This window comes from Undibacterium sp. RuRC25W, assembly GCF_049339825.1.
Lineage (GTDB): Bacteria > Pseudomonadota > Gammaproteobacteria > Burkholderiales > Burkholderiaceae_D > Undibacterium.
Genome location: NZ_JBMPPD010000002.1, coordinates 106325 through 126889, shown reverse-complemented (window position 1 = coordinate 126889; position 20565 = coordinate 106325). Strand labels below are relative to the sequence as shown.

Here is a 20565-nt window from a genome sequence, read left to right as displayed (position 1 = left end):
GATAGCAACATCTCTGAAAGCATGTAATGAGTGTACAAGAATATTTGCCTGAACCGAATAATCCACTGGGCATTGATGGCATCGAATTTATCGAATATGCAACTGCCCGGCCATTGGTGTTTGGTGCGTTGTTAGAACAGATGGGTTTTGTAGCAACCGCGCGTCATCGTTCTCGCGAAGTGACCTTATATCGTCAGGGCAGCATGAATATCATCGTCAATGCTGATCCTACTGCATTGCCGCCATCGGTACCAGATACACAATCAACGAGTATCAGCGCCATCGCGCTACGCGTACGCGATGCAGATCTAGCCTATCGTCATGCCATTGACATGGGCGCCTGGAGCATCCAAACACGGGCTGGTGTGATGGAACTAAATATTCCTGGCGTTCATGGCGCTGGCGATTCGATTTTATATTTTGTTGATCGTGTACGTGATTTTTCTATCTACGACGTCGACTTCAAACCCATCCCTGGCGTACCTCAATATCCTCCTGCAATTGCTGGTATGCATTTCTTTGGTGTGGTGCAGGCGATAGGACGCGACCGCTCACCAGAATGGATCGATTTTTACCAGCAGCTGATGGATTTTCGGCTTTTGCCGGAGGGGCATTTTTTTGGCGTATTACCAAAAGGCTTATTGCTGGAAAGTCCTTGTCATTCTTTCTATCTGCAATTGATCGAGCCGCCAGAAGGTGCTGCTGGTTTGCAATGGGACGAACAATTGATACGTATCGGTATTGGTGCGCCTGACGTGTTGCAAGCGGTGAACGAATTAAAACAAAGAGGCATCGTGTTTGTCGATAGAGCGGGTGCTCCGTCGAGCGAGAAAGGTGCGTTGACCCAACTTTACAAGGGCGGTATCAGTTTTGAGCTGGTGATCAGCCGTCCGGAGCACACAGCATGATCGAAATTTCTGGAACCACACGTATATTTTTTGTTATTGGTTGGCCGGTAGAACAAGTGAAAGCGCCAGTCTTATTTAACACGTATTTCAAGCAGCATAATATCGATGCCCGTGTCATCCCGCTCAAAGTCGCGCCGGAGGCGTACACCGCGACGGTACGCACACTCATGGCGATTGAAAATGTAGGCGGTATCTTCGTGTCGATTCCGCATAAGCCCATGACAGTACACAGCGTTGATGAGGTTACGCCAAGGGCTGCTTTGGCATCTGCATGTAATGCTGTTTATAAAAATGCTGACGGACAACTCATCGGTGATTTGATTGATGGCGAAGGTTTTGTACGTGCGCTTGATCGTACCTGTGCGATTGCACCGTTTGACTGGATCAACTCACGTGCGCTGGTTGTAGGAAGCGGCGGCGTTGGTTGTGCCATCGCGACCGCGTTAGCGACGCGCGGTATTGGCGAAGTCGCCTTGTATGACACCCGAATCGAGCAAGCGCAATCGTTGCGTCAACGCCTGCAAGAAGCGTATCGAGAAATAAAAATCAGCATTGCTGACCCGCATGCGCAAGGCTACGACTTGATTGTGAACTCCACGCCGTTGGGGATGCATGCAGAAGATCCATTACCACTTGATCTGACTGGCTTATCGCCAAATTGCATCGTCGCTGATTGCGGTATGAAAATTGAGATGACCCGCTTGTTGACGCTAGCAGAGCAACGAGGTTGCCGGATTCAGAAAGGACGTGAAATGCTGATTGAGCAAGCGCCTTTATACCTAGAGCTGTTTGGTTGGCCGGGCGTCTCTTCTGAGCAATTTAGAGCCTTGGGAGCGCTATGAATCTGAGTAACTTCGGCATGGACAGCATTACACTGGCCGGCCCTTTGGAATCGAAATTAGCCGCCTCTAAAGCGGTTGGTTTTTCGCAAATTATGTTGTGGGCGAAAGATCTCGCCTCGCATCCTGGCGGCTTGAGCGAGGCAGTCCGTGTGGTACGTGCCAGCGGCGTACGCGTGACCGGGATTCAGGTGATGCGTGATTACGAAGGGCTCACGGGACCATTGCACGAATACAAACTCGATATTGCCAAGAATATGCTGCAGGTTTGTCAGGCGGTCGGTGCGCCATTGCTGATGGTGTGTTCTAGCACCTCTAGCCATGCAAGTGGGGATATGCCTTTGATCGCGCGTCAGCTCGCTAAATTAGCGACGCTCGCTGTGCCGTTGGGTGTGAAGGTCGGTTTTGAAGCCCTCTCATGGGGGCGTCATATTAACCAATATGAACAGTCCTGGGCCGCCGTTGAAATGGCAGATCATTCGAATTTAGGGGTAGTGATCGACAGTTTTCATATGCTCGCCAACCGCGCAAATTTAGACAACTTGGAAGACATCCCAAGTCATAAAATCGCGATGGTGCAGCTATCTGATTTTATGTGGCGTGACATCCGCAGTGCGGAAGAACGGTTAGAAACAGCGCGTCATCTGCGTGTCTTTCCTGGTGAAGGAATTCACTCAAGTGAACTCAGTGAGTTGTTGCGTAGACTGGATAAAAATGGCTATCGCGGTGATTTTAGTTTTGAAGTCTTTAATGATGACTACTTGCAATTATCACCTGAGATTGTCGCGCGGCGTGCGCATGCCGCCGCCAAATGGGTGACCGATCAGGTATTGCGTCGTAGTCTGAACATGCGCTTGCCTGTTCCTGGTCATCCGATGATGGCTTGATTGAATCAGGAATAAGACAAATCATGAAAACCGTTTTAATCCTCAATGGTCCCAACCTGAATTTACTCGGTCAGCGTGAGCCAGCAACGTATGGCCTACAAACGCTCGACGATGTACGTCAGTTGTGTGAGCATTCTTGTGATCAGCATCAGTTGCGCGCTGATTTTCGCCAGTCTAACCATGAAGGTGTACTGATCGACTGGATACATGAAGCGGGCGCTGCGCAAGCTGCTGGTCAGGTTGCTGGGGTCATTCTTAACGCTGGTGCTTATACCCATACGTCAATCGCTATTGCAGATGCCATCAAAGGTGCTCAGTTACGCGTCATCGAATTACATATTTCTAATGTCCACGCGCGTGAGAGCTTTCGCCATCAGTCCTATATATCGGCGGTCGCTGCTGGTGTGATGTTTGGTTTTGGCACGCAGGGGTATGTGCTGGCCATTGCTGCGATGGCGCACTTGACTCAATGCGACCAAAGAATATGAAAAATACCACCGCATCAGCGAACCTGATCAGCCTGTTACTGATGCTCTTGCTCGCCTCGCAGGTAGTGGCGACGGATATGTATTTGCCGGCATTGCCGCAAATTGCCAACGATCTTTCTAGCTCGATCGGACAAGTACAGTGGACGTTAACTGCCTACATTATTTCGTTCGGTTTTATGCAGTTGGTGGCCGGTACGATTTCAGATCGTTATGGCAGGCGTCGTACCTTGTTATGGGGACTAGCGATCTATACCTTGGCGGGCATTCTCGGTGCTGCTGCGACTAGTTTGCCTTTTCTATTACTCAGTCGTGTGGTGCAGGGGGCAGCAACTGCCGCAGCTGTTATCAGTGCCCGAGCAATTATCCGTGATCAGTACAGTGGTGCCGCGGGATTAGGCATCATGGCGCGCAGCATGACGGGAATGAGTGTGATTGGTGTGTTAGCACCGGTGTTTGGTGGACTAGTTACTGAATACGTCGGATGGCATATCACGATGGCAATGATTGCTGTCTTTGGTGTGCTGACGTGGTGCACTGTATTTTTTTATTTTACTGAAAATCATGCCGTAAAAGAACAAGATATATCGGTGACGGCGATGCATTTTATGACGCATCAAAAATTTCTATTTTCCTCATTACTTGCGGGATTCAGTTACAGCGGTGCGATTGCCTTTCTGATGTTGTCACCGTTTGTTTTTATTGGTGAATTCGGTATGTCACGGGTGGCTTATGGCGTATTGCCTGCACTCTGTTCTCTGGCATTTTTAGCGGGCACCTTGGTATGTCGCAAGTCCTTGACGGTATGGCCGGTTCCTCATGTCGTTAAATTGGGTGCCAGTTTATCGTTGATTGGTGGCGTTAGCGAATTCTTGCTCTGGCATTTCGGCTATCACACGGTGTTGGCAATGGTTATACCTCAATGCATCTATATGTTGGGTCATGGTTTTCATCAGCCGTGCGGACAAGGTGGTGCGGTCGCGCCATTTCCCGATTGCGCAGGCCGCGCCGCTGCTTGGTCAGGCTTCTTAATTACCTCCACCGCTTTTGTCGTTGGCCAATTGATTTCTCATAGTGCAGTTAAAGCGTCGGAGACGTTAGTGTTGACCATGCTAAGTCTTGCCATTCTGCTCGTAACCTTATCCTGGTTTGCGATCCCACGTGCTTATTCTGAACGTACATTGAAATTTGTATGAGGTAAGAAGGCCCCTCACTTCTTCTGCACTTTGAGGGGGAAATGATAGAGACAACGTCATCTGTCAATCACTATTAAAATTAATTTATTGGAGATAACCATGAACAAAAAAATAATAGCAGCTGCAGCGATTGCTGCATGCTCTTCTGTTTCTCAGGCTCAAAGCAATGTCACAATTTATGGCGACATTGATCAATATATTGGCTATATCAGCAGCAGTAGCGGTAAGAACGTCATTGGCCTCAATGATGGCAGCATTTTGCGAAGCCGTTTGGGATTTCGCGGAACAGAAGAATTAGGTCATGGTTATCAAGTCAAATACACGCTTGAGCAAGGATTGAATGCTGGTACTGGTGCGTCAGCAGATTCGAATCATTTATTCGATCGTCAGGCGTGGGTAGGGATAAGTACGCCAGTCGGTGAGTTCCGTCTTGGACGCCAAAATACTGAAATATTTTATATTGGTGGCGCTATTGACTACACTGACCGCACAACGTTCGGTTCTGTTATCAACACGTTCGGCGTACCTTCTCGCTATGATAATGACATCTCATACAAGAGCCCACGTATTGCCGGGTTTCAGGGAGTTGCACATTATGCGTTGGGCGAACAAGCGGGAGGTGGTTTGAGTCAAAGTGCAGTGGTCCAGCTTGCATTAGATTATACCAATGGTCCGTATCGTGCTGGTTATGCTGGGTTGTCGGCAAAGCCGGCGCCAACAGGCACAGTGCAGGAAAAGATTGTTTATCATAACTTGTATGCTGACTATGAATATGGTTCAGGGAAAGTCTATGTAGCTTATGTAAGAAGTAATAACGTCACATCCAATGCGAATGGTCTGACTGCGGGTACTATCCTTAGCAATATCGCTAATCCAAATAATCTGGTGGCTGGTACTGATAAAAATGCCTACCGCTATTTTAATATCTACCAATTATCTGCAGATTACCGCATCAGTTCGCAGGTGCGTGTTGGTGCTTTGTATGGCGTCATTAAAGATACTTCTGACACCAGTGCAGGTGCTAAAGGTGGCAACATTGGCGTGTTCTACGATCTCTCCAAAAGAACGATTTTGTATTCGTTCGCTAGTGTGTTGACTAACCAGTCCAATGCTGGCTTCCGCTTTAGTGGTTCTGCTGGTCCAACCGCGAATCTAGCCGGCGCAGATGTGAATGGCCAACGACTGAGTGGCGTACAAGCCGGTGTAGTTCACAAGTTTTAAACATTTACCTGATAGTTCAGTAGCACAAAGGTTTGTGCTACTGGTGCTCGTACTTCCTATTTTTTTTGAGAATCCACCATGTCACTATCATCTACGAATAGTCACTCATCAACCAATGCTTCACGGAAAGCTGCACTCGCCAGTTGGATAGGTAGCGCAGTTGAATATTATGATTTTTTTATTTACGGCACTGCAGCAGCTTTAGTTTTCGGGAAAATATTTTTTCCTTCTTTTGATCCTGCAACAGCAACGATTGCAGCGTTTGCCACCTTTGGTGTTGGCTATGTAACCCGTCCTATTGGTGCTGTTATTCTTGGCCATGTCGGTGACATTTATGGCCGCAAACGGGTACTGACATTTACCTTACTGTTGATGGGCACGTCGACATTTTTAGTCGGTTTGTTACCAACGTACAGTCAGATTGGTATTGCTGCCCCAATTATGTTAGTGGTACTTCGCATGCTGCAAGGTTTGTCTGCTGCCGGAGAACAAGCGGGTGCAAATTCAATGACGCTGGAACACGCGCCAGCACATCGACGTGCATTTTTCACTAGTTTTACACTGAGCGGCACACAGGCCGGATTGATTTTGGCCACCTTAGTATTTCTGCCTATTTCTGCTTTACCGGAAGATCAATTATTGTCCTGGGGATGGCGCATTCCTTTCTTCTTGAGTGCGGTTGTGGTTGCCGTTGGTATGTGGGTGCGCAGAACTTTGCCTGAAACGCCGGCGTTTAAAGACGGGGATAGAAAATCCCAAAAAGCGCCTGTGACAATGCTGTTTACTAGTAATAAAGCGAATGTCATACGTGTGATTTTTGCAGCATTGGTATCGGTTGTCAGTACGATTTTTAGTGTGTTCACGTTGTCATATGCTGTCAATACGATGCATATTCCACGCTCAACAATGCTGACTGTTCTGGTTCTTGCCAATGTGGTCGCGCTCGCTGCGATTCCAACCTTTGCTGCACTGTCTGATCGAATTGGCAGAAAGCCGGTATTCATTTTTGGTGCAATTGGATCTGCAGCACTGATATGGCCGTATATGTGGGCGATCAGCGAAGTCAATATTCCTTTGATCTTTACGTTTGGTTTGCTCTTGTCCGGTGTAGTGTACAGTGCAGCAAATGGTGTATGGCCATCGCTGTATGGCGAGATGTTTGGTACACGAGTCCGTTTGTCAGGCATGGCGATTGGTACTCAGATCGGCTTTGCACTCGGCGGCTTTGCACCAACGATCAGTGCCTCTATTTTGCAATCTGGTCCAAGTGGCTGGATGCCCGTTGCTGCATTTGTGACACTGACAGCGCTGATCTCAGCAACTTCAGTCGCTACTTGTCGCGAAACTTATAAAGTATCCATGGATGAGTTAGGATAACTTTCATTTTCTGCGGATATTTTCTGTGGCGATTACTGATCGTTGGGAATAAAATTACCTGCTTCTCATCTTATTCGGGTGGGGACTGCAATCAACACACAATCCAATAAAACATGCCAGCGTAGTCGCTGGCATGTTTTTCATAACGCTACGTCGTCGCTGACGCTTTACCTTACAGTGGTGAGCGCCAAGCGTCTAGCATCATTAACCACAAGCTCCTACATAACCACAAGAAACACAACGGCTGCAGCCATCTATTTTTTGTAGTGCGTGGGCGCCACAATCCGGACATTTTTTGCCAGTGGGGATGTAGCTGATAGGGGCGCTGTCGGCTTCGTAGGCGAGGTCATCGAGGCCGTATTGTTGCATACGGGCTTTGAATTTCTCTGCCAGAACGTGAACCGGAATCTGATTGCCAGAAGCATCGAGATAGCCACGTTTCATCAAGATTCGTTGCAGAGAATAACCAATCGCTGCGACTTCAGATTCGTGGAACAGTGGTGCCTGGGTGCCATCATCTTTGGTGAGCGTACCGCAGCGAACGGTGCCTTTATCCCAGACCACTTCACGCATGTCAGCCAGTGCTTTGGCAATCGATCCACCGGAGCGAGCAGCCATCGACAGCAGACGCATACTGGCAGAAATCCATTGCTGGCCATCGTTCTTTTGACCTGCTGGCATGAAGAACTCAAATGGACGTTCTATCGTCACGTGTTCGCCACCGACTATGCCTTGTACGTGAATAAAGCTCACGGTCAGGTAGACGGTTTTTTTACCTTCGTAGGTCATGTACTGGATTTTCGACGTCACGGATTCGAGATCGCCAAATGGGCGGCCATCAAATTGCTTACGCAGTAAGTCTTCGTCTGGCATCGTTTTGGCTTCTGGTGCCTCCTCAGGGGTACTGGACGCGACGGATAATACGCTGCCTAGAATACTATTCGGACGATATGTCGCCAGGCCTTTGAGGCCAGCGCGCCAAGCGTCCATATACAGATTCTGGAAGTCGGCGTAAGGATAGTCAGCCGGTACGTTGACCGTTTTAGAAATCGCTGAATCAATATACGGCTGCACGACTTGCAGCATCTTCATGTGATCGCTGGCAGACATGTTCAGTGCCGTGACAAACTGCGATGGCAGTTTGCTGTCATCAGAAACATCATTGCCCATGGAGCGGTATAGGCGCCATGCATGGTCAGCTACTTCATAGATACGGGCATCGCCAACGGCCATGCGTTTCTTACGGTTGTACACCCATGAAAATGCGGGTTCGATACCGTTAGAAGCGTTATCTGCAAATGCTAAGGTAATGGTGCCGGTTGGTGCAATCGACAGTAAGTGTGAGTTGCGCAGACCATTTTTCTTGATCAGCGCGCGGACTTGTTTTGGCAACCGTTGTGCGAAACTACCAGCGAGGTAATCCTTGCTGTTAAACAGGGGGAACGCGCCTTTTTCTTTTGCTAATTCAGCCGATGCAACGTAAGACGCATCACGCATGGTTTCGGATACCTGACGTGCAAATTCACGACCTTCTTCGGAGTCATACCGGATACCCAGCATCACGAGCGCGCTACCCAGACCCAAGAAGCCCAAGCCCACGCGGCGTTTGGACATCGCTTCGGCCTGTTGTTGCGTCAATGGCCAAGCGGTTGCATCAAGCACGTTATCGAGCATCCGTGTTGCAACGGTAACGACTTCTTGGAATGCTGTGAAATCAAAATGGCTGACGTCACTGAATGGCTTGTTGATAAAGCGAGTCAAATTGACTGAGCCGAGGCAACAGCAACCGTAATCTGGCAAAGGTTGTTCTGCGCAAGGATTGGTCGCTTCAATTTTTTCGCAGTAGTACAAATTGTTTTCTGCGTTCATGCGTGACAAGAACAAAATGCCTGGTTCTGCATGATCGTAGGTGGACTTCATGACGACGTCCCACAGATCGCGTGCGCGGACGGTTTCGTATACCCAGATGCCGTCTTCACGTTGATACGCGCCGTTGGCTTTTTTGTCTTCGCTTGGTTCTGCTTTGTGGACCAGACAGAAATCAACATCATTCGCGACGGCGTGCATGAACTCGTCAGTGACGCCGATCGAAATATTGAAGTTGGTTAAACCACCTTCGTCTTTAGAACGGATGAATTCCAGAATGTCAGGATGATCGCCACGCAAAACGCCCATCTGCGCACCACGGCGCGCGCCTGCGGACTCGACAGTTGAACAAGAGGCGTTGAACACTTGCATGAATGAAACTGGACCCGATGCACGTGAACGTGTGCCACGCACCAACGCATCTTTTGGGCGGATGCTGGAGAAATCGTAACCAACTCCACCACCACGGCGCATGGTTTCTGCGGCGTCTGCTAAGGCGGCGTAAATACCTGGCTTGCCATCAGTTGGGCTGGAAACAGAGTCACCGACTGGTTGCACGAAGCAATTGATCAGGGTCGCATGCAAATCCATGCCTGCCGCTGAATTAATACGACCAGCTGGGACAAAGCCATTCTTTTGTGCCCACAAGAATTTTTCTTCGTAGTAAGCCTGGGTATCTGCTTGCTCGACGCTGGCTAAGGCCTTGGCGACACGTGCCTGCACATCGTGGATGCTGGCCTCATTACCTTTAGCGTATTTTTCTAGCAAGACATCGAGGGATATTTCTTGAGGAGCCATGTCAGTGATTCCTAGGATTTTTTCGTTGGCGTTCATGTTGTGCTTAAGTTGTACTTTATGTAATCAGAGAGAGTCGTTCGTCTGGTGATGTCGCCGGTCATGATCATTTCAGGTGAACTGCGTACCTGACCGTATCAGTATAGACGGCGAAGACCTAGGCGCCTTGACTCTCATCAAGATGCCTGGATCAGGGGGAATTCTTGTACTTTATTAAACTATTTCACTCAGTATTGATCCGTTGCTTTTGATGCGTAGCTGATGCTGCGGCTCAAGGTAGTTGCTTATCATTGAGTGCAGCATGGATAAAGGCCGGGTTTAGTGGATGAAAGGTTTCAATATGTCCATCGTTCTGGACGTGGCCCCCTGGTGTTGCAGAAAGAAGGCATGAGCGCTGCTGCCCATCTGCTGGCGTTTTTTGTCGTCACCCACTAAAGCCAGTGCTTCCCGTAGCATACTACGTGCGCCATCAACGCGCACAGCGGCATGAGCAGCGATCGCCTGATCGGTAATTTCTGAAAAATTGAAGGTATGCAATCCGGTTAATACGGGTTTGCCCATCGCACAAGCCTCAATCAGATTATGGCCACCCAGTGATACCAGACTACCACCGACAAATGCGACATCTGCCATGGCGTAATACATATACATTTCGCCCATGCTATCTCCTAGCACCAACTGTACTTTCTCGGAAATTGGGGTGACGAGATTGTGATCAAATGCAGAGCGTCTCACGTAGGCAATACCGCGCGCTTCGATCATTTGTGCTACCTCATCAAAGCGTTGCGGATGGCGCGGCGTGATCATCAGTAGCGGTGGCTGCTCCAGTAGGGGAAATTGCTCCAGAAAAGCGTCGAGAATCAATTCTTCTTCGCCATCTCTGGTACTGGCACACAAAATAACGGCACGATCTCCAAGACTACGCCGCAGCGCGGCACCGCGCTCCGCCATAACGATTGGCGGTGTGACGTCAAACTTGATGTTGCCAGTAATGATGGGATGGCTGATGCCTAATTCTTTTAAACGCTCGGCATCCGGATTGGATTGTGCTGCAACGGCGCTGATGGCGTGTGCTGCAGGTAAAATCAGTGACGCCATGCGTTGTGCTTTTCTGAGCGATTTGGCTGATAAGCGGCCATTGACGAGCGTGACTGGAATATGATGTTGTTGACATTGCGCAATCAGATTTGGCCAGACTTCTGTTTCAATTAGGATGCATAACTGTGGTGAATAATGCATCAAAAAGCGGCGTATCATCCAATTGATGTCATAGGGTAAATACGATTGTCGTAGGCGGTTTTGCACATCTGCAAATAGTTTGCCGCCGGTTTCGCGTCCGGTGGCGGTCATGTGCGTGAGCAACAGTTGATGCTGTGGGTAGGTTGCTAATAAGGCACGGATCAGTGGCTCGGCAGCGCGTGTTTCTCCGGCAGAGACAGCATGTACCCAGATCGTTGGCGTGCTGTCGTAGCGTGAGTAAAAGCCCAGACGCTCAGCGATATGCTGTCGATAGCCGGGTTCCTTGCGACCTCGCCACCACAAACGAAATAAGGCGAAGGGAAGGGACAAACCCCAGATGAATGAGTAAAGAAGGCGCATTAAAAAAGATCTAAATAGGATTCAGTGATTTTGTTCAATTGGTTTGTTCAGTTAGGGTGTTTGTTTCTTGACATTCACCAGCACGATACCACCGAGTACCATGACCGCGCCAATTGCAAAACGTGGACTAATTGTATCGTGCATCAGCATCACGCCTGCCGCCACCCCAAAAAGTGGCGTCAAAAAAGAAAAAACCGATAAACGGGACACCAAATAACGGCGCATCAGCCAGAACCATGCCAGGTAGCTGGCAAAAGCCACAATCACGCTTTGAAAGAACATGCTGATCCAGGTAATCTGATTCCAGGCGGTCCATTGTTCGCCACGCCAGAGGACAATGCCGATCAATATTACAGCTGCTCCTGCTAGTTGATAAAACAGGGTAGTGGTCGGCTCCGCTTCAGCCAGACTGGAAAAACGGATCGTCAGGGTTGTGGCTGACCAGAGCAGCGCGGCTAACACGCCAAGGCCATCACCGATCAATATTTCATGGAAGGCATCCGGCGATTGTTGTAACGCTCCTGAAAACGCGATGGTAATGCCGCCAAAGGCAGAGACTACGCCCAGCCATTGTTTTGCATCCAAGCGCTCACTCGGAATGACCGCATGTAAGCCGATCACCGTAAAAATTGGTGCCGTGTAGAGAAACACCGACATGTGCGAAGCACTGGTAAAGGTTAAACCGTACGAGACGCACAAAAATTCTAATGCAAACAACACCCCTGCCAAGGTGCCCGGCAGGACATGGCGATCACGTAACGAGAAGGGAATTTTTTTCCACCATACTAAAGCGAGTACTAACATCGCTGCAATACCTGAGCGTAAGCCGAGTTGCAGGCTGGCGCTGATGACTGGCGTGGCCAGTTTGACCGCTACCTGTTGCAGTCCCCAGCATACGCAAAGGAGTAACATGATGATCGTTGCGTTGGCATCGAGGTGTTGTCGTGTAGTCATTCAAAGAGGGTTCTCAAATCAGGACGACGGAATATACCTGAAATTTCCGACATGGTGCTGCCCAAAGCAATCCAGATGAAGGAGAATGGCAAAAATAGTGCGCAATATTAATTTATTAATAATGATGTTTTTGTATTTTGATGGTCGTTCGATAGCTGTTCAACAATTCTTTGGCGATGTGCGGATCAATTAACGAGGCGTCCTCAATTGCTTGATCGCACCAATGACCTCATCAACTGTTGGTGGGGTGCCTTGATCACCCAGATTGATAATTTTGTCAGACCAGTTACCTTCTGTTTTCCATTTTGGTGACGCGCAATAGATCTCAATGGTCGGCGTTTCATAAGCCGCAGCGATATGGGTGAGTCCGGTATCGACGCCGATAGCGAGTGCGGCTGACTGAGCGAGAATCGTTGCTTCCTGCATTGACAGTGCTGGCAGGATGCTAGCATTGGGCATGTCCAGCGCCATCGCTTCTGCTTCGGCTTTTTCAGCGGCATTGCCCCACGGCAGTAACACAGGCAGATTGTGCTGCTGTAGTTCCGCAGCAATGGCCACCCAGTGAGTACGTGCCCACTTCTTAGTCGCACCTGCTGTGCCATGGAAAAAAACTGCATACGGATGCGCTGGCAGCCACGCAGGATGGCCTTCTGGTGCAAGCAGGCCAAATCTGGCTGGCGAATCAACCACATATCCACCAGCGGCTGCCGCGACTAGGCGGCCGCGCAGGACGGCATGGGTATGTCGATCAACTGGCACACTCTGGTCATGAAAAATCCGTGAAATACCTTCGTAGCCCGACCCTTCTGTGCCGTTGGCAAGACCGACTTTGTTGCCTCCAGAGACAAGGCGTGCCATGCCCATAATAATGCCTGTTTTAAACAAGCCTTGCGTCTCAATGACCAGATCATATTCTTCGGCGCGTACTTGCTGATAAAACTGTTTCATTTCGCGTTGTGTGTTTGCGGAGAGCAGACTTTTACGCCAGCGTCGGAGCGCAAACGGAATGATGTGTCGGACACCAGGGTGCAACCGGACGAGATTAACGTAGCCTTCCTCGACGACCCAATCAATCTGCGCATCGTTAAAATGACGACGTAGATCGTCAACGACAGGCATGTTATGCAAGACATCGCCAAGGGAAGAAACGCGGATCAGAAGAATTTTCACGGAAGGGCTAAGGACGAAAGAAGGTGGTGATCGGATCGACATCGACATGGGATGGCGATGATTGATTATTTTGTGTGCTAAGTCACTAAAATCAACTACTCCCCAGTAGTATCGTTAAAAACCACCCTATTTGTCCTTATGGAGACAGGGTGGTTTAAAAATACTAGGAGGGAGTATAGTTGAATGATCTCAATTAGAACGGCAATTGCGCTTCTGGTTTAACGGCCAGAATCGCTTCTTTCAAGGCGCCTTGAATCCGTGCCAGTGCTGCAGGCGTTTCTGCTTCAAAACGCATTACGATCACTGGTGTGGTGTTGGAAGAACGCGCCAGTCCAAAACCATCTGGATACTCAACACGCAGGCCATCAATGGTAATGATTTCGTCGGCGCCCGGGAAATTCGCATTGGCTTGCATTGCTGCGATGATGCTGAAGTTTTCGCCTTCGGCCAGTTGCAATTGCAATTCTGGTGTGGAAGCGGATTGTGGTAATTGATTTAGCGTCGCTGTCATGTCTGCTACGCGACTGAGGATTTCCAGCAAACGTGCACCTGCATACAAACCATCATCAAAACCATACCAGCGGTCCTTAAAGAAGATGTGACCACTCATTTCACCGCCCAATGGTGAGCCGGTTTCGCGCAATTTGGCTTTGACCAGGGAGTGCCCCGTTTTCCACATCAGCGGCACACCACCACGTGCTTTGACCCATGCCGAGATATGGCGAGTGCATTTCACGTCGTACAGAATTTGCGCGCCAGGGTTGCGTGTCAGCACGTCCTCGGCAAACAACATTAATTGACGGTCAGGATAGATGATCTGACCATCTTTTGTTACCACGCCCAAACGGTCGCCGTCGCCGTCAAATGCCAGACCAATTTCAGCATCGGTCGTTTGCAGGCAGCGGATCAGATCTTGCAAGTTTTCTGGATGGGCTGGGTCTGGGTGATGGTTAGGGAAGGTGCCATCAACTTCGCAAAATAATTCAATGACTTCACAGCCCATGCCACGGTATAAATCTGCTGCATATGCACCAGCAACACCATTACCGCAGTCGACAGCGATTTTGATTGGACGAGTCAGTTTCACGTCGCCAATGATACGTTCCAGATACGTCGCTTTGATATCATGCGTACGATAGTTACCAGCGCCAGTCACAAATTCTTTTTTCAAGATCGCCTGATACAATCCCTGAATCGCGTCGCCATAAATTGCTTCGCCAGCCAAGACCATTTTGAAACCGTTGTAGTCTGGCGGATTATGGCTACCGGTAACCATGATGCCTGATGCCGCACCCAACACGTTGGTGCCGAAATACACCATCGGCGTAACCACGACGTCCAGATCAATGACATCGACGCCTGTCGATTGCAAACCTTTGGCCAGTGCGGCGATCAACTCAGGACCTGACAAACGACCATCGCGGCCGATGACAACTGCCTTTTCACCTTTGGCGAGGGCGGCTGTACCGAACGCCTGACCGATTTGAAATGCGACGTCCGCATCAAGCGTTTTACCAATAATGCCGCGGATATCGTAGGCTTTAAAAATGCTAGGAGAGAGTAGAGACATAGCGACCTTAGTAGAGGATGAATAGGTAGTTAATTGCGTAATACAAAATAAGTAATTTAAAGCATGTGCTCTTGAATTCGTTTCACGGCAATAAGCGTAATTTGCGGCCTTCAGTACCGCCAACGTCTACGCTTGTCGCCTTGTTGCCTTCGGTGGCTTGCCAGATAAAATCCTCAATGCCACATTGCGGTTGGTATTCTGCCACTATTTTCATGAGTAAAGCACGAATTTCAGCATAGTTGAACGCATCGCACGCCTGTTCTAGTTCCTCTAGGAAATGTTGCAGACGGTCCCATGGGATTTTATTTTCTTGAGCGCGCATGATCAGAGGATGGCTAGTGCCTTCGACATTGTCGCCGATGAGTAACTCTTCATAGAGCTTTTCTCCGGGACGCAGACCCACATGCTCAATGTCAATGGTGCCGTCGGGACAGGCGTCGCTTTTTATTTCCAGTCCGCTTAAATGCACCATCCGCCGCGCCAGATCGATAATTCTGACTGGCTCACCCATATCGAGTACAAAGACTTCGCCATCGTCACCCATTGCGCCGGCTTGCAAGACCAATTGCGCTGCTTCAGGAATGGTCATGAAATAGCGTGTGATTTCAGGATGCGTCAGCGTAATCGGTCCGCCTGCGATAATTTGCTTTCTGAACAGCGGCACGACGGAGCCCGACGATCCAAGCACATTTCCAAAACGCACCATACAAAAACGTGTGCCATGCTGCTTGCTGGCGAACGCCTGCAAAATTAATTCGGCAAGGCGTTTGGTGGTACCCATTACATTGGTCGGGCGCACCGCTTTGTCCGTCGAGATCAATACAAAATTACGGACCTGCGCCCGCATCGCTGCCTGCGCCACACATAAGGTGCCAAAGACATTGTTGCGGATGCCTTCGATCGGATTATGTTCAACGAGCGGTACATGCTTGTAGGCAGCTGCGTGATAGAGCGTGTCGACTTGATATGCGGAGAAAATTTTATTGAGTTTCGCTGCATCAAGTACGGTGCCAAGAAAAGGAATAATCTCCAATTCAAGACCAAGCTGATTTTGCAGATGACTCAGTTCTTGTTCGATCGCGTATAACGCATATTCAGACATCTCCAGCAATATCAACTTTTTCGGCTGCTGGCGAATAATCTGACGGCATAATTCAGCGCCAATAGAACCCCCAGCGCCAGTCACCATCACTTGTTTATTGGTGATACAAGCCGATAGCAAGCGCGCATCGGGGGTGACTTGATCACGACCCAGTAAGTCTTCGATTTCCACATCACGGATATCCTGAACCCGTAATTCACCATTAACCAAACTTTGAATCGATGGTGTGACCTTAATTTTAAGTTTTAGATGTTCTAGTTGGTCGAGAATCTGTTTTTGCCGGTGTTTTGAAATCGATGGCAGTGCCAGTAAAATTTGCCTAATCCCTCGCTTGGGAATGAGCCAGTCGAGATCGGATGGACTATAGATTTTGATGCCGGCAATGGTCGATCCTTGTATGTTTTTGTTGTCGTCAACAAACGCCACGCAGTAATACTCACCGCCAGTTTTTAAGGCCGCAGCTAACAGTGCACCGGCTTTGCCACCACCGTAAATACAGATCGCAGTGGCATTCTCTGACATCCCTGCATTAATTAGCCAGCCACGCGCAATAAACCTGCTGGCGCAGAGATACAGCATTGCCCCAGCCCAGTAGAATCCAAAAATTGCCCTTGAAATCGGTAAGATATGTAGCATGATACCGATGAACGTCAGTAACAAAACGGTGGTACTGACGCCAATAAAAATAGTACTGATAATTTTTTGATCAATGAAACGTAATACGGCGCGGTATAGCCCGATGCGAATAAAAACTGGTACTGAGATTAAGGGCGTCGCGACGATCAGACCGAGGTAATGATGAAATAATTCTGCATTAAAACCTTCATAACGAAGCGAGATCGCCAGAATAAAAATGACGGGCAGACAAATCGTATCCAGACTGGCAGTCAGTATCTGTTTCTGCGCCCGGGATAAGCTGAGGAGAGAGTGAAACATGGTGTGTCTACTTTCGTGCTAACGACAGGTACTGATTGACATTAATGAGTGATACCATCACGCCGCACAACCTTAAAAAAGGTCATCCATAGTATACGGATATCGAGCCACAAAGACTGGTGTTGTAGGTAATACGCATCAAGTTCGACCTTGACCGGAATCGGTAACTCATCTCGGCCGTTAACCTGTGCCCATCCGGTGAGCCCTGGAGCGATGGTATGGACTTGTTTTTCTGTTCTCAGATCAATCAGGTCATGCTGATTAAAGAGTGCAGGGCGGGGGCCAACAAAGCTCATGTTACCTGTCAGGATACTCCATAACTGCGGTAACTCGTCTAAGCTTGATTTGCGGATAAACGAACCGATCGGTGTCAAATATTGATCGGGATTCGTCAGTAGATGCGTGGCGACTGCTGGGGTGTCAATTTTCATGCTACGGAACTTCGGCATCTTAAAAATGACATTATCTCTGCCAACACGATTTGACCAATACACCACCGGTCCGCGTGAGGTGAGCTTGACGCACAAGGCTGTCAGCAACAATGGCAGCGCCAACATGATTGTTGCGATCAGTGCCAGAAAGAGATCAAAAAATCGTTTTATCATGACGTAAAGTTTGTTTGTTCAACAGGTGTGGCCGACGCATTGACGGTGGCACGCAAGCCCTGTTCAACCGAGTATGGCGGCGTCCATCCAAGCAGTCGTTGTGCTTTGCTGATATCAACTTGTAAAGAGCCACAGAGTCTGTCCGAGATCGCTTTCCGTCCAGCCAATCGGGCGAGAAGGATTAGTATTCCAGGCGGGAACGGTATCAAGCGGGCCTTCCTGTGCATTGCTTGTGCGCTCAGTTCCAGTAGTGCTGGGGTTGATAAATCATGGTTGTCCGATACCAGAAACACTTGCTGCGCAGCATTCTTGTTTTGCATGCAGCAGAGCACCAAGCTGACCAGATTACCCAAATAAACCAAACTGCGTTTGTTGCGAATACTGGCAAACGGCAACGGTATCCCTTTACGTGTCCATTGCAGCATACTGGCAAAATTGGCCTTGACACCGGGGCCGTAAATGAGCGGCGGCCGGATAATCGTTACTTTCATACCGCAACGTTCCCCCAGTGCTAACAGTGCGCACTCCGCCTCATATTTAGAAATCCCATAAGGATCACTGGCTTGTGGGGCAGACTCTTCGGTATACGGTTGTCCCAGCAATGTGCCGTCGCCGTTGACTTTGATCGAGCTGATATAAATAAACTGAGCCACCCCAGCCTGCACAGCTTGTTCCGCCAGCCGCATCGTCGCGGCGACGTTCACTTGCCGGAATAAGGCCAGCGGATCAGCGGTCGTTTCATGCATCACATGAACGCGTGCCGCACAATGGATCACTACATCCACATCGCGCAGAGGTGCCGACCAATCCGTTGCTGGCGATAAATCCCCCGTTTGTGGATTCTCGACACCTGTTGCCAGCCAGTCCAAAGGACGGCGACTGGGGCAGATGACCCGTTCGCCGCTGGCGAGCAGCGCGTTGTAAATAGCTTTGCCGACAAAGCCGCTGACGCCGGTTAATAAAACACTACGCTGATGCATGTTTGATGCCACGATAGACAAAATACTTGCGGAAAATAAATTTCATGAAGCTACGGATAAACCAGTTTGCATGGCGCGACGCAACGTTACGGTTTTTTCTGGCGGCGCTATGTAAGGCTTTTAATTGCGGGTAAAAACGTACGCCATGGCCGGTCATCAACCACGAGCGGTAGCATAAATCGACATCTTCAAAATACATGAAGTAGCGATCATCAAATCCCTGCAGTCGTTGATAATGCTCAGCCCGAAACGCCAGAAATGCGCCAGAGGCCCAGTCGCTCCATCCCGCCGTTGGGTACGTATTTTTATCGTAGGGCTCAGTCAGCGAACGCACCCACGCCATCCGAACCGGTGAAAAAAAATCTGGAAAACGCCGGATATTCGCGTCAGGTGTCTGGTACTGTTGATCGCGGTACAGGTTGAGGGTGGCAATGGGCGTTGCGTCCTTTCGCATCAGGTCCGCCAACGCAAGGATGGTCGGCTGATCCGTGCTGACATCCGGATTCATGACAATAAAAAAATCCTCTTTTTCAATGCCAACACTGTTCTTTATTTGAGTGAAAAGAAAATTGTTATTCGCACCAAATCCCAGCCCTGGTGAGGTAGCTATATAAGAGACGCGATGGCGCTGGCAATATGCCTTGAGTTTTGTCGAGGGCTGATTGTCCTTAATCCAGACATGAATATCGTCGCCCGCATCTTGTAGTCCGCCAATCCCGCTGGCGATGAGGAGTTCTTCGTGGCCATGACTGACGATGGCGATATGAATCATGCGGGGAATTCCATTGCAAACATTATTTTATGTATTCGGATCTTTTTTATCAGCGGAACCATCGTTGTTCTAGCTAGCAACATCGGCAAGCTGCGCCAGTTGAGAGGCCATAGAGTCAATTTGGTCAACATCGATAACATGGCGCGTCGTTGGTGCTTCGGATATAGGGCTGATAGCTGAGCGCCATCATACCTGTCACCTTGAGCTACGCAGAGAGTCAAATGGCGATTTTACTGGAATTTGGATGGAATACACTAGAATTGATCACGTATTCATTGCAATTTGACCTGCTATTGCACGTGAGGGGAAGCTGAAAAGTTTCTATTTATTAATTTAATTGCCATCAATGCGGGATAAGCAAATCCATGCCGCGGCAATAATCGTGAAAGTCACTAATAAAATGGAAATGACGGCGAGCCTCATAAAGTCCCCTGCAAAAGTGCAATAAATAGGCTGTTAAGTGTTTCCAGCATAGGATGTAGACCGAATTTTGTTCGTATGGATTTGTTTTTTCTTGTTACAAAATGTATTTTTCACAAGTTATAACGGCGATGCGGGGAAGGTAATGGCAGGTAAATAAGAACTAAGTAAAAACGCAGCGACAACTTCATTGGAATCCACAAATTTGATCGGCGGCACTTGAAATTATTCAAAGTGTCACCATGTACGGCTGCGACATGTAATTGACTGGAGGGTAAAAATGCAACACCAAGAAAATAAGCAACCAGAAACTGACACAAACGCAGCCACTGCAACCGCTGCTGAAACCACAACGCAGACAGCTACTGCTGACGCAGCACCTCAGACGGAGAATGTTGCCGCAGAAGAAGTGATTGATTTGGCAGCAAAAAATGCACAAATCATCGCTGATTTAGAAGCGAAAATTGCAGATTTGCAAGATGCGTTCATGCGCGCTAAAGCTGACGGCGAGAATATCCGTCGCCGTGCGCAAGACGACATTACTAAAGCGCACAAATTTGCGATCGAAGGATTTGCTGAAGCCATGGTGCCAGTCAAAGACAGTCTGGAAATGGCATTGAAAGTAGAAACACCTTCTATCGACTCCTTAAAAGAAGGTGTCGAAATGACATTGAAGCAACTGAGCGCTGCTTTTGAGAAAAATCGTCTGCTGGAAATTAATCCAGTACAAGGCGAAAAACTTGACCCGATGAAACATCAGGCCATTTCTATGGTCCCCGCTGAACAGGATGCCAATACCGTGGTTACTGTTTTGCAAAAAGGCTATAACATCGCGGACCGCTTGTTACGCCCTGCTTTAGTGACAGTAGCACAAGGTAAATAA

The 20565-nt window shown here is 48.9% G+C and carries 17 protein-coding genes; 8 read left to right on the top strand and 9 right to left on the bottom strand.

Going from position 1 to position 20565, the window contains the following annotated elements; all coding sequences use genetic code 11:
* Positions 1–26 precede the first annotated feature (26 nt).
* The 7 genes from ACO0KV_RS01680 (at position 27) to ACO0KV_RS01650 (ending at position 6913) form a co-directional block, all read left to right on the top strand.
* Positions 27–908 (top strand): 4-hydroxyphenylpyruvate dioxygenase, encoded by an 882-nt coding sequence (locus ACO0KV_RS01680; RefSeq protein ID WP_423039252.1) that lies wholly within the window; start codon positions 27–29, stop codon positions 906–908.
* The gene (locus ACO0KV_RS01675) at positions 905–1750 is read left to right on the top strand and encodes a shikimate dehydrogenase family protein (RefSeq protein ID WP_423039250.1); all 846 of its coding nucleotides are present in this window, start codon (positions 905–907) and stop codon (positions 1748–1750) included. Before ACO0KV_RS01680 ends, ACO0KV_RS01675 begins: the two co-directional genes overlap by 4 nt.
* The gene (locus ACO0KV_RS01670; protein WP_423039248.1) at positions 1747–2634 is read left to right on the top strand and encodes a sugar phosphate isomerase/epimerase family protein; all 888 of its coding nucleotides are present in this window, start codon (positions 1747–1749) and stop codon (positions 2632–2634) included. Before ACO0KV_RS01675 ends, ACO0KV_RS01670 begins: the two co-directional genes overlap by 4 nt.
* 20 nt (positions 2635–2654) lie before the next feature.
* Complete coding sequence (aroQ, locus tag ACO0KV_RS01665) at positions 2655–3122, top strand: type II 3-dehydroquinate dehydratase (RefSeq protein ID WP_423039480.1); 468 nt, start codon at positions 2655–2657, stop codon at positions 3120–3122.
* Entirely contained in the window at positions 3119–4315 is a 1197-nt protein-coding gene (locus ACO0KV_RS01660) for a multidrug effflux MFS transporter (protein WP_423039246.1), read from the top strand. The genes aroQ and ACO0KV_RS01660 overlap by 4 nt, the downstream gene beginning before the upstream one ends.
* Before the next feature lie 99 nt (positions 4316–4414).
* Positions 4415–5536 (top strand): porin, encoded by a 1122-nt coding sequence (locus tag ACO0KV_RS01655; RefSeq protein ID WP_423039244.1) that lies wholly within the window; start codon positions 4415–4417, stop codon positions 5534–5536.
* A gap of 78 nt (positions 5537–5614) precedes the next feature.
* The gene (locus ACO0KV_RS01650; protein WP_423039242.1) at positions 5615–6913 is read left to right on the top strand and encodes an MFS transporter; all 1299 of its coding nucleotides are present in this window, start codon (positions 5615–5617) and stop codon (positions 6911–6913) included.
* Between the two features lie 204 nt (positions 6914–7117).
* Here the strand turns inward: ACO0KV_RS01650 and ACO0KV_RS01645 are convergent, their stop codons facing one another.
* The 9 genes from ACO0KV_RS01645 to ACO0KV_RS01605 all read right to left on the bottom strand — a co-directional run bounded on the left by ACO0KV_RS01645 (position 7118) and on the right by ACO0KV_RS01605 (position 19262).
* The gene (locus ACO0KV_RS01645) at positions 7118–9613 is read right to left on the bottom strand and encodes an adenosylcobalamin-dependent ribonucleoside-diphosphate reductase (protein ID WP_423039240.1); all 2496 of its coding nucleotides are present in this window, start codon (positions 9611–9613) and stop codon (positions 7118–7120) included.
* A 279-nt stretch (positions 9614–9892) separates the two neighbouring features.
* Positions 9893–11173, bottom strand: a complete 1281-nt coding sequence (gene waaA / locus ACO0KV_RS01640) for a lipid IV(A) 3-deoxy-D-manno-octulosonic acid transferase (RefSeq protein WP_423039238.1) — start codon at positions 11171–11173, stop codon at positions 9893–9895.
* Positions 11174–11224: 51 nt separating this feature from the next.
* Positions 11225–12127, bottom strand: coding sequence for a DMT family transporter (locus tag ACO0KV_RS01635; RefSeq protein ID WP_423039236.1), 903 nt, complete (start codon positions 12125–12127; stop codon positions 11225–11227).
* A 189-nt stretch (positions 12128–12316) separates the two neighbouring features.
* Positions 12317–13297, bottom strand: coding sequence for a lipopolysaccharide heptosyltransferase I (gene waaC, locus ACO0KV_RS01630; RefSeq protein ID WP_423039234.1), 981 nt, complete (start codon positions 13295–13297; stop codon positions 12317–12319).
* Positions 13298–13490: 193 nt separating this feature from the next.
* A complete protein-coding gene (locus ACO0KV_RS01625; protein WP_423039232.1) occupies positions 13491–14867 on the bottom strand; it encodes a phosphomannomutase/phosphoglucomutase in 1377 nt (458 codons plus the stop codon).
* 82 nt (positions 14868–14949) lie between these two features.
* On the bottom strand, positions 14950–16905 hold the full coding sequence (locus ACO0KV_RS01620) for a polysaccharide biosynthesis protein (RefSeq protein WP_423039230.1): 1956 nt from the start codon (positions 16903–16905) through the stop codon (positions 14950–14952).
* Between the two features lie 41 nt (positions 16906–16946).
* A complete protein-coding gene (locus tag ACO0KV_RS01615; RefSeq protein ID WP_423039478.1) occupies positions 16947–17507 on the bottom strand; it encodes a sugar transferase in 561 nt (186 codons plus the stop codon).
* Complete coding sequence (locus tag ACO0KV_RS01610; RefSeq protein ID WP_423039228.1) at positions 17507–18490, bottom strand: UDP-glucose 4-epimerase family protein; 984 nt, start codon at positions 18488–18490, stop codon at positions 17507–17509. The genes ACO0KV_RS01615 and ACO0KV_RS01610 overlap by 1 nt, the downstream gene beginning before the upstream one ends.
* Complete coding sequence (locus ACO0KV_RS01605; RefSeq protein WP_423039226.1) at positions 18477–19262, bottom strand: hypothetical protein; 786 nt, start codon at positions 19260–19262, stop codon at positions 18477–18479. Before ACO0KV_RS01605 ends, ACO0KV_RS01610 begins: the two co-directional genes overlap by 14 nt.
* A 700-nt stretch (positions 19263–19962) precedes the next feature.
* Here ACO0KV_RS01605 and grpE point away from each other — a divergent pair.
* On the top strand, positions 19963–20565 hold the full coding sequence (grpE, locus tag ACO0KV_RS01600) for a nucleotide exchange factor GrpE (protein WP_423039224.1): 603 nt from the start codon (positions 19963–19965) through the stop codon (positions 20563–20565).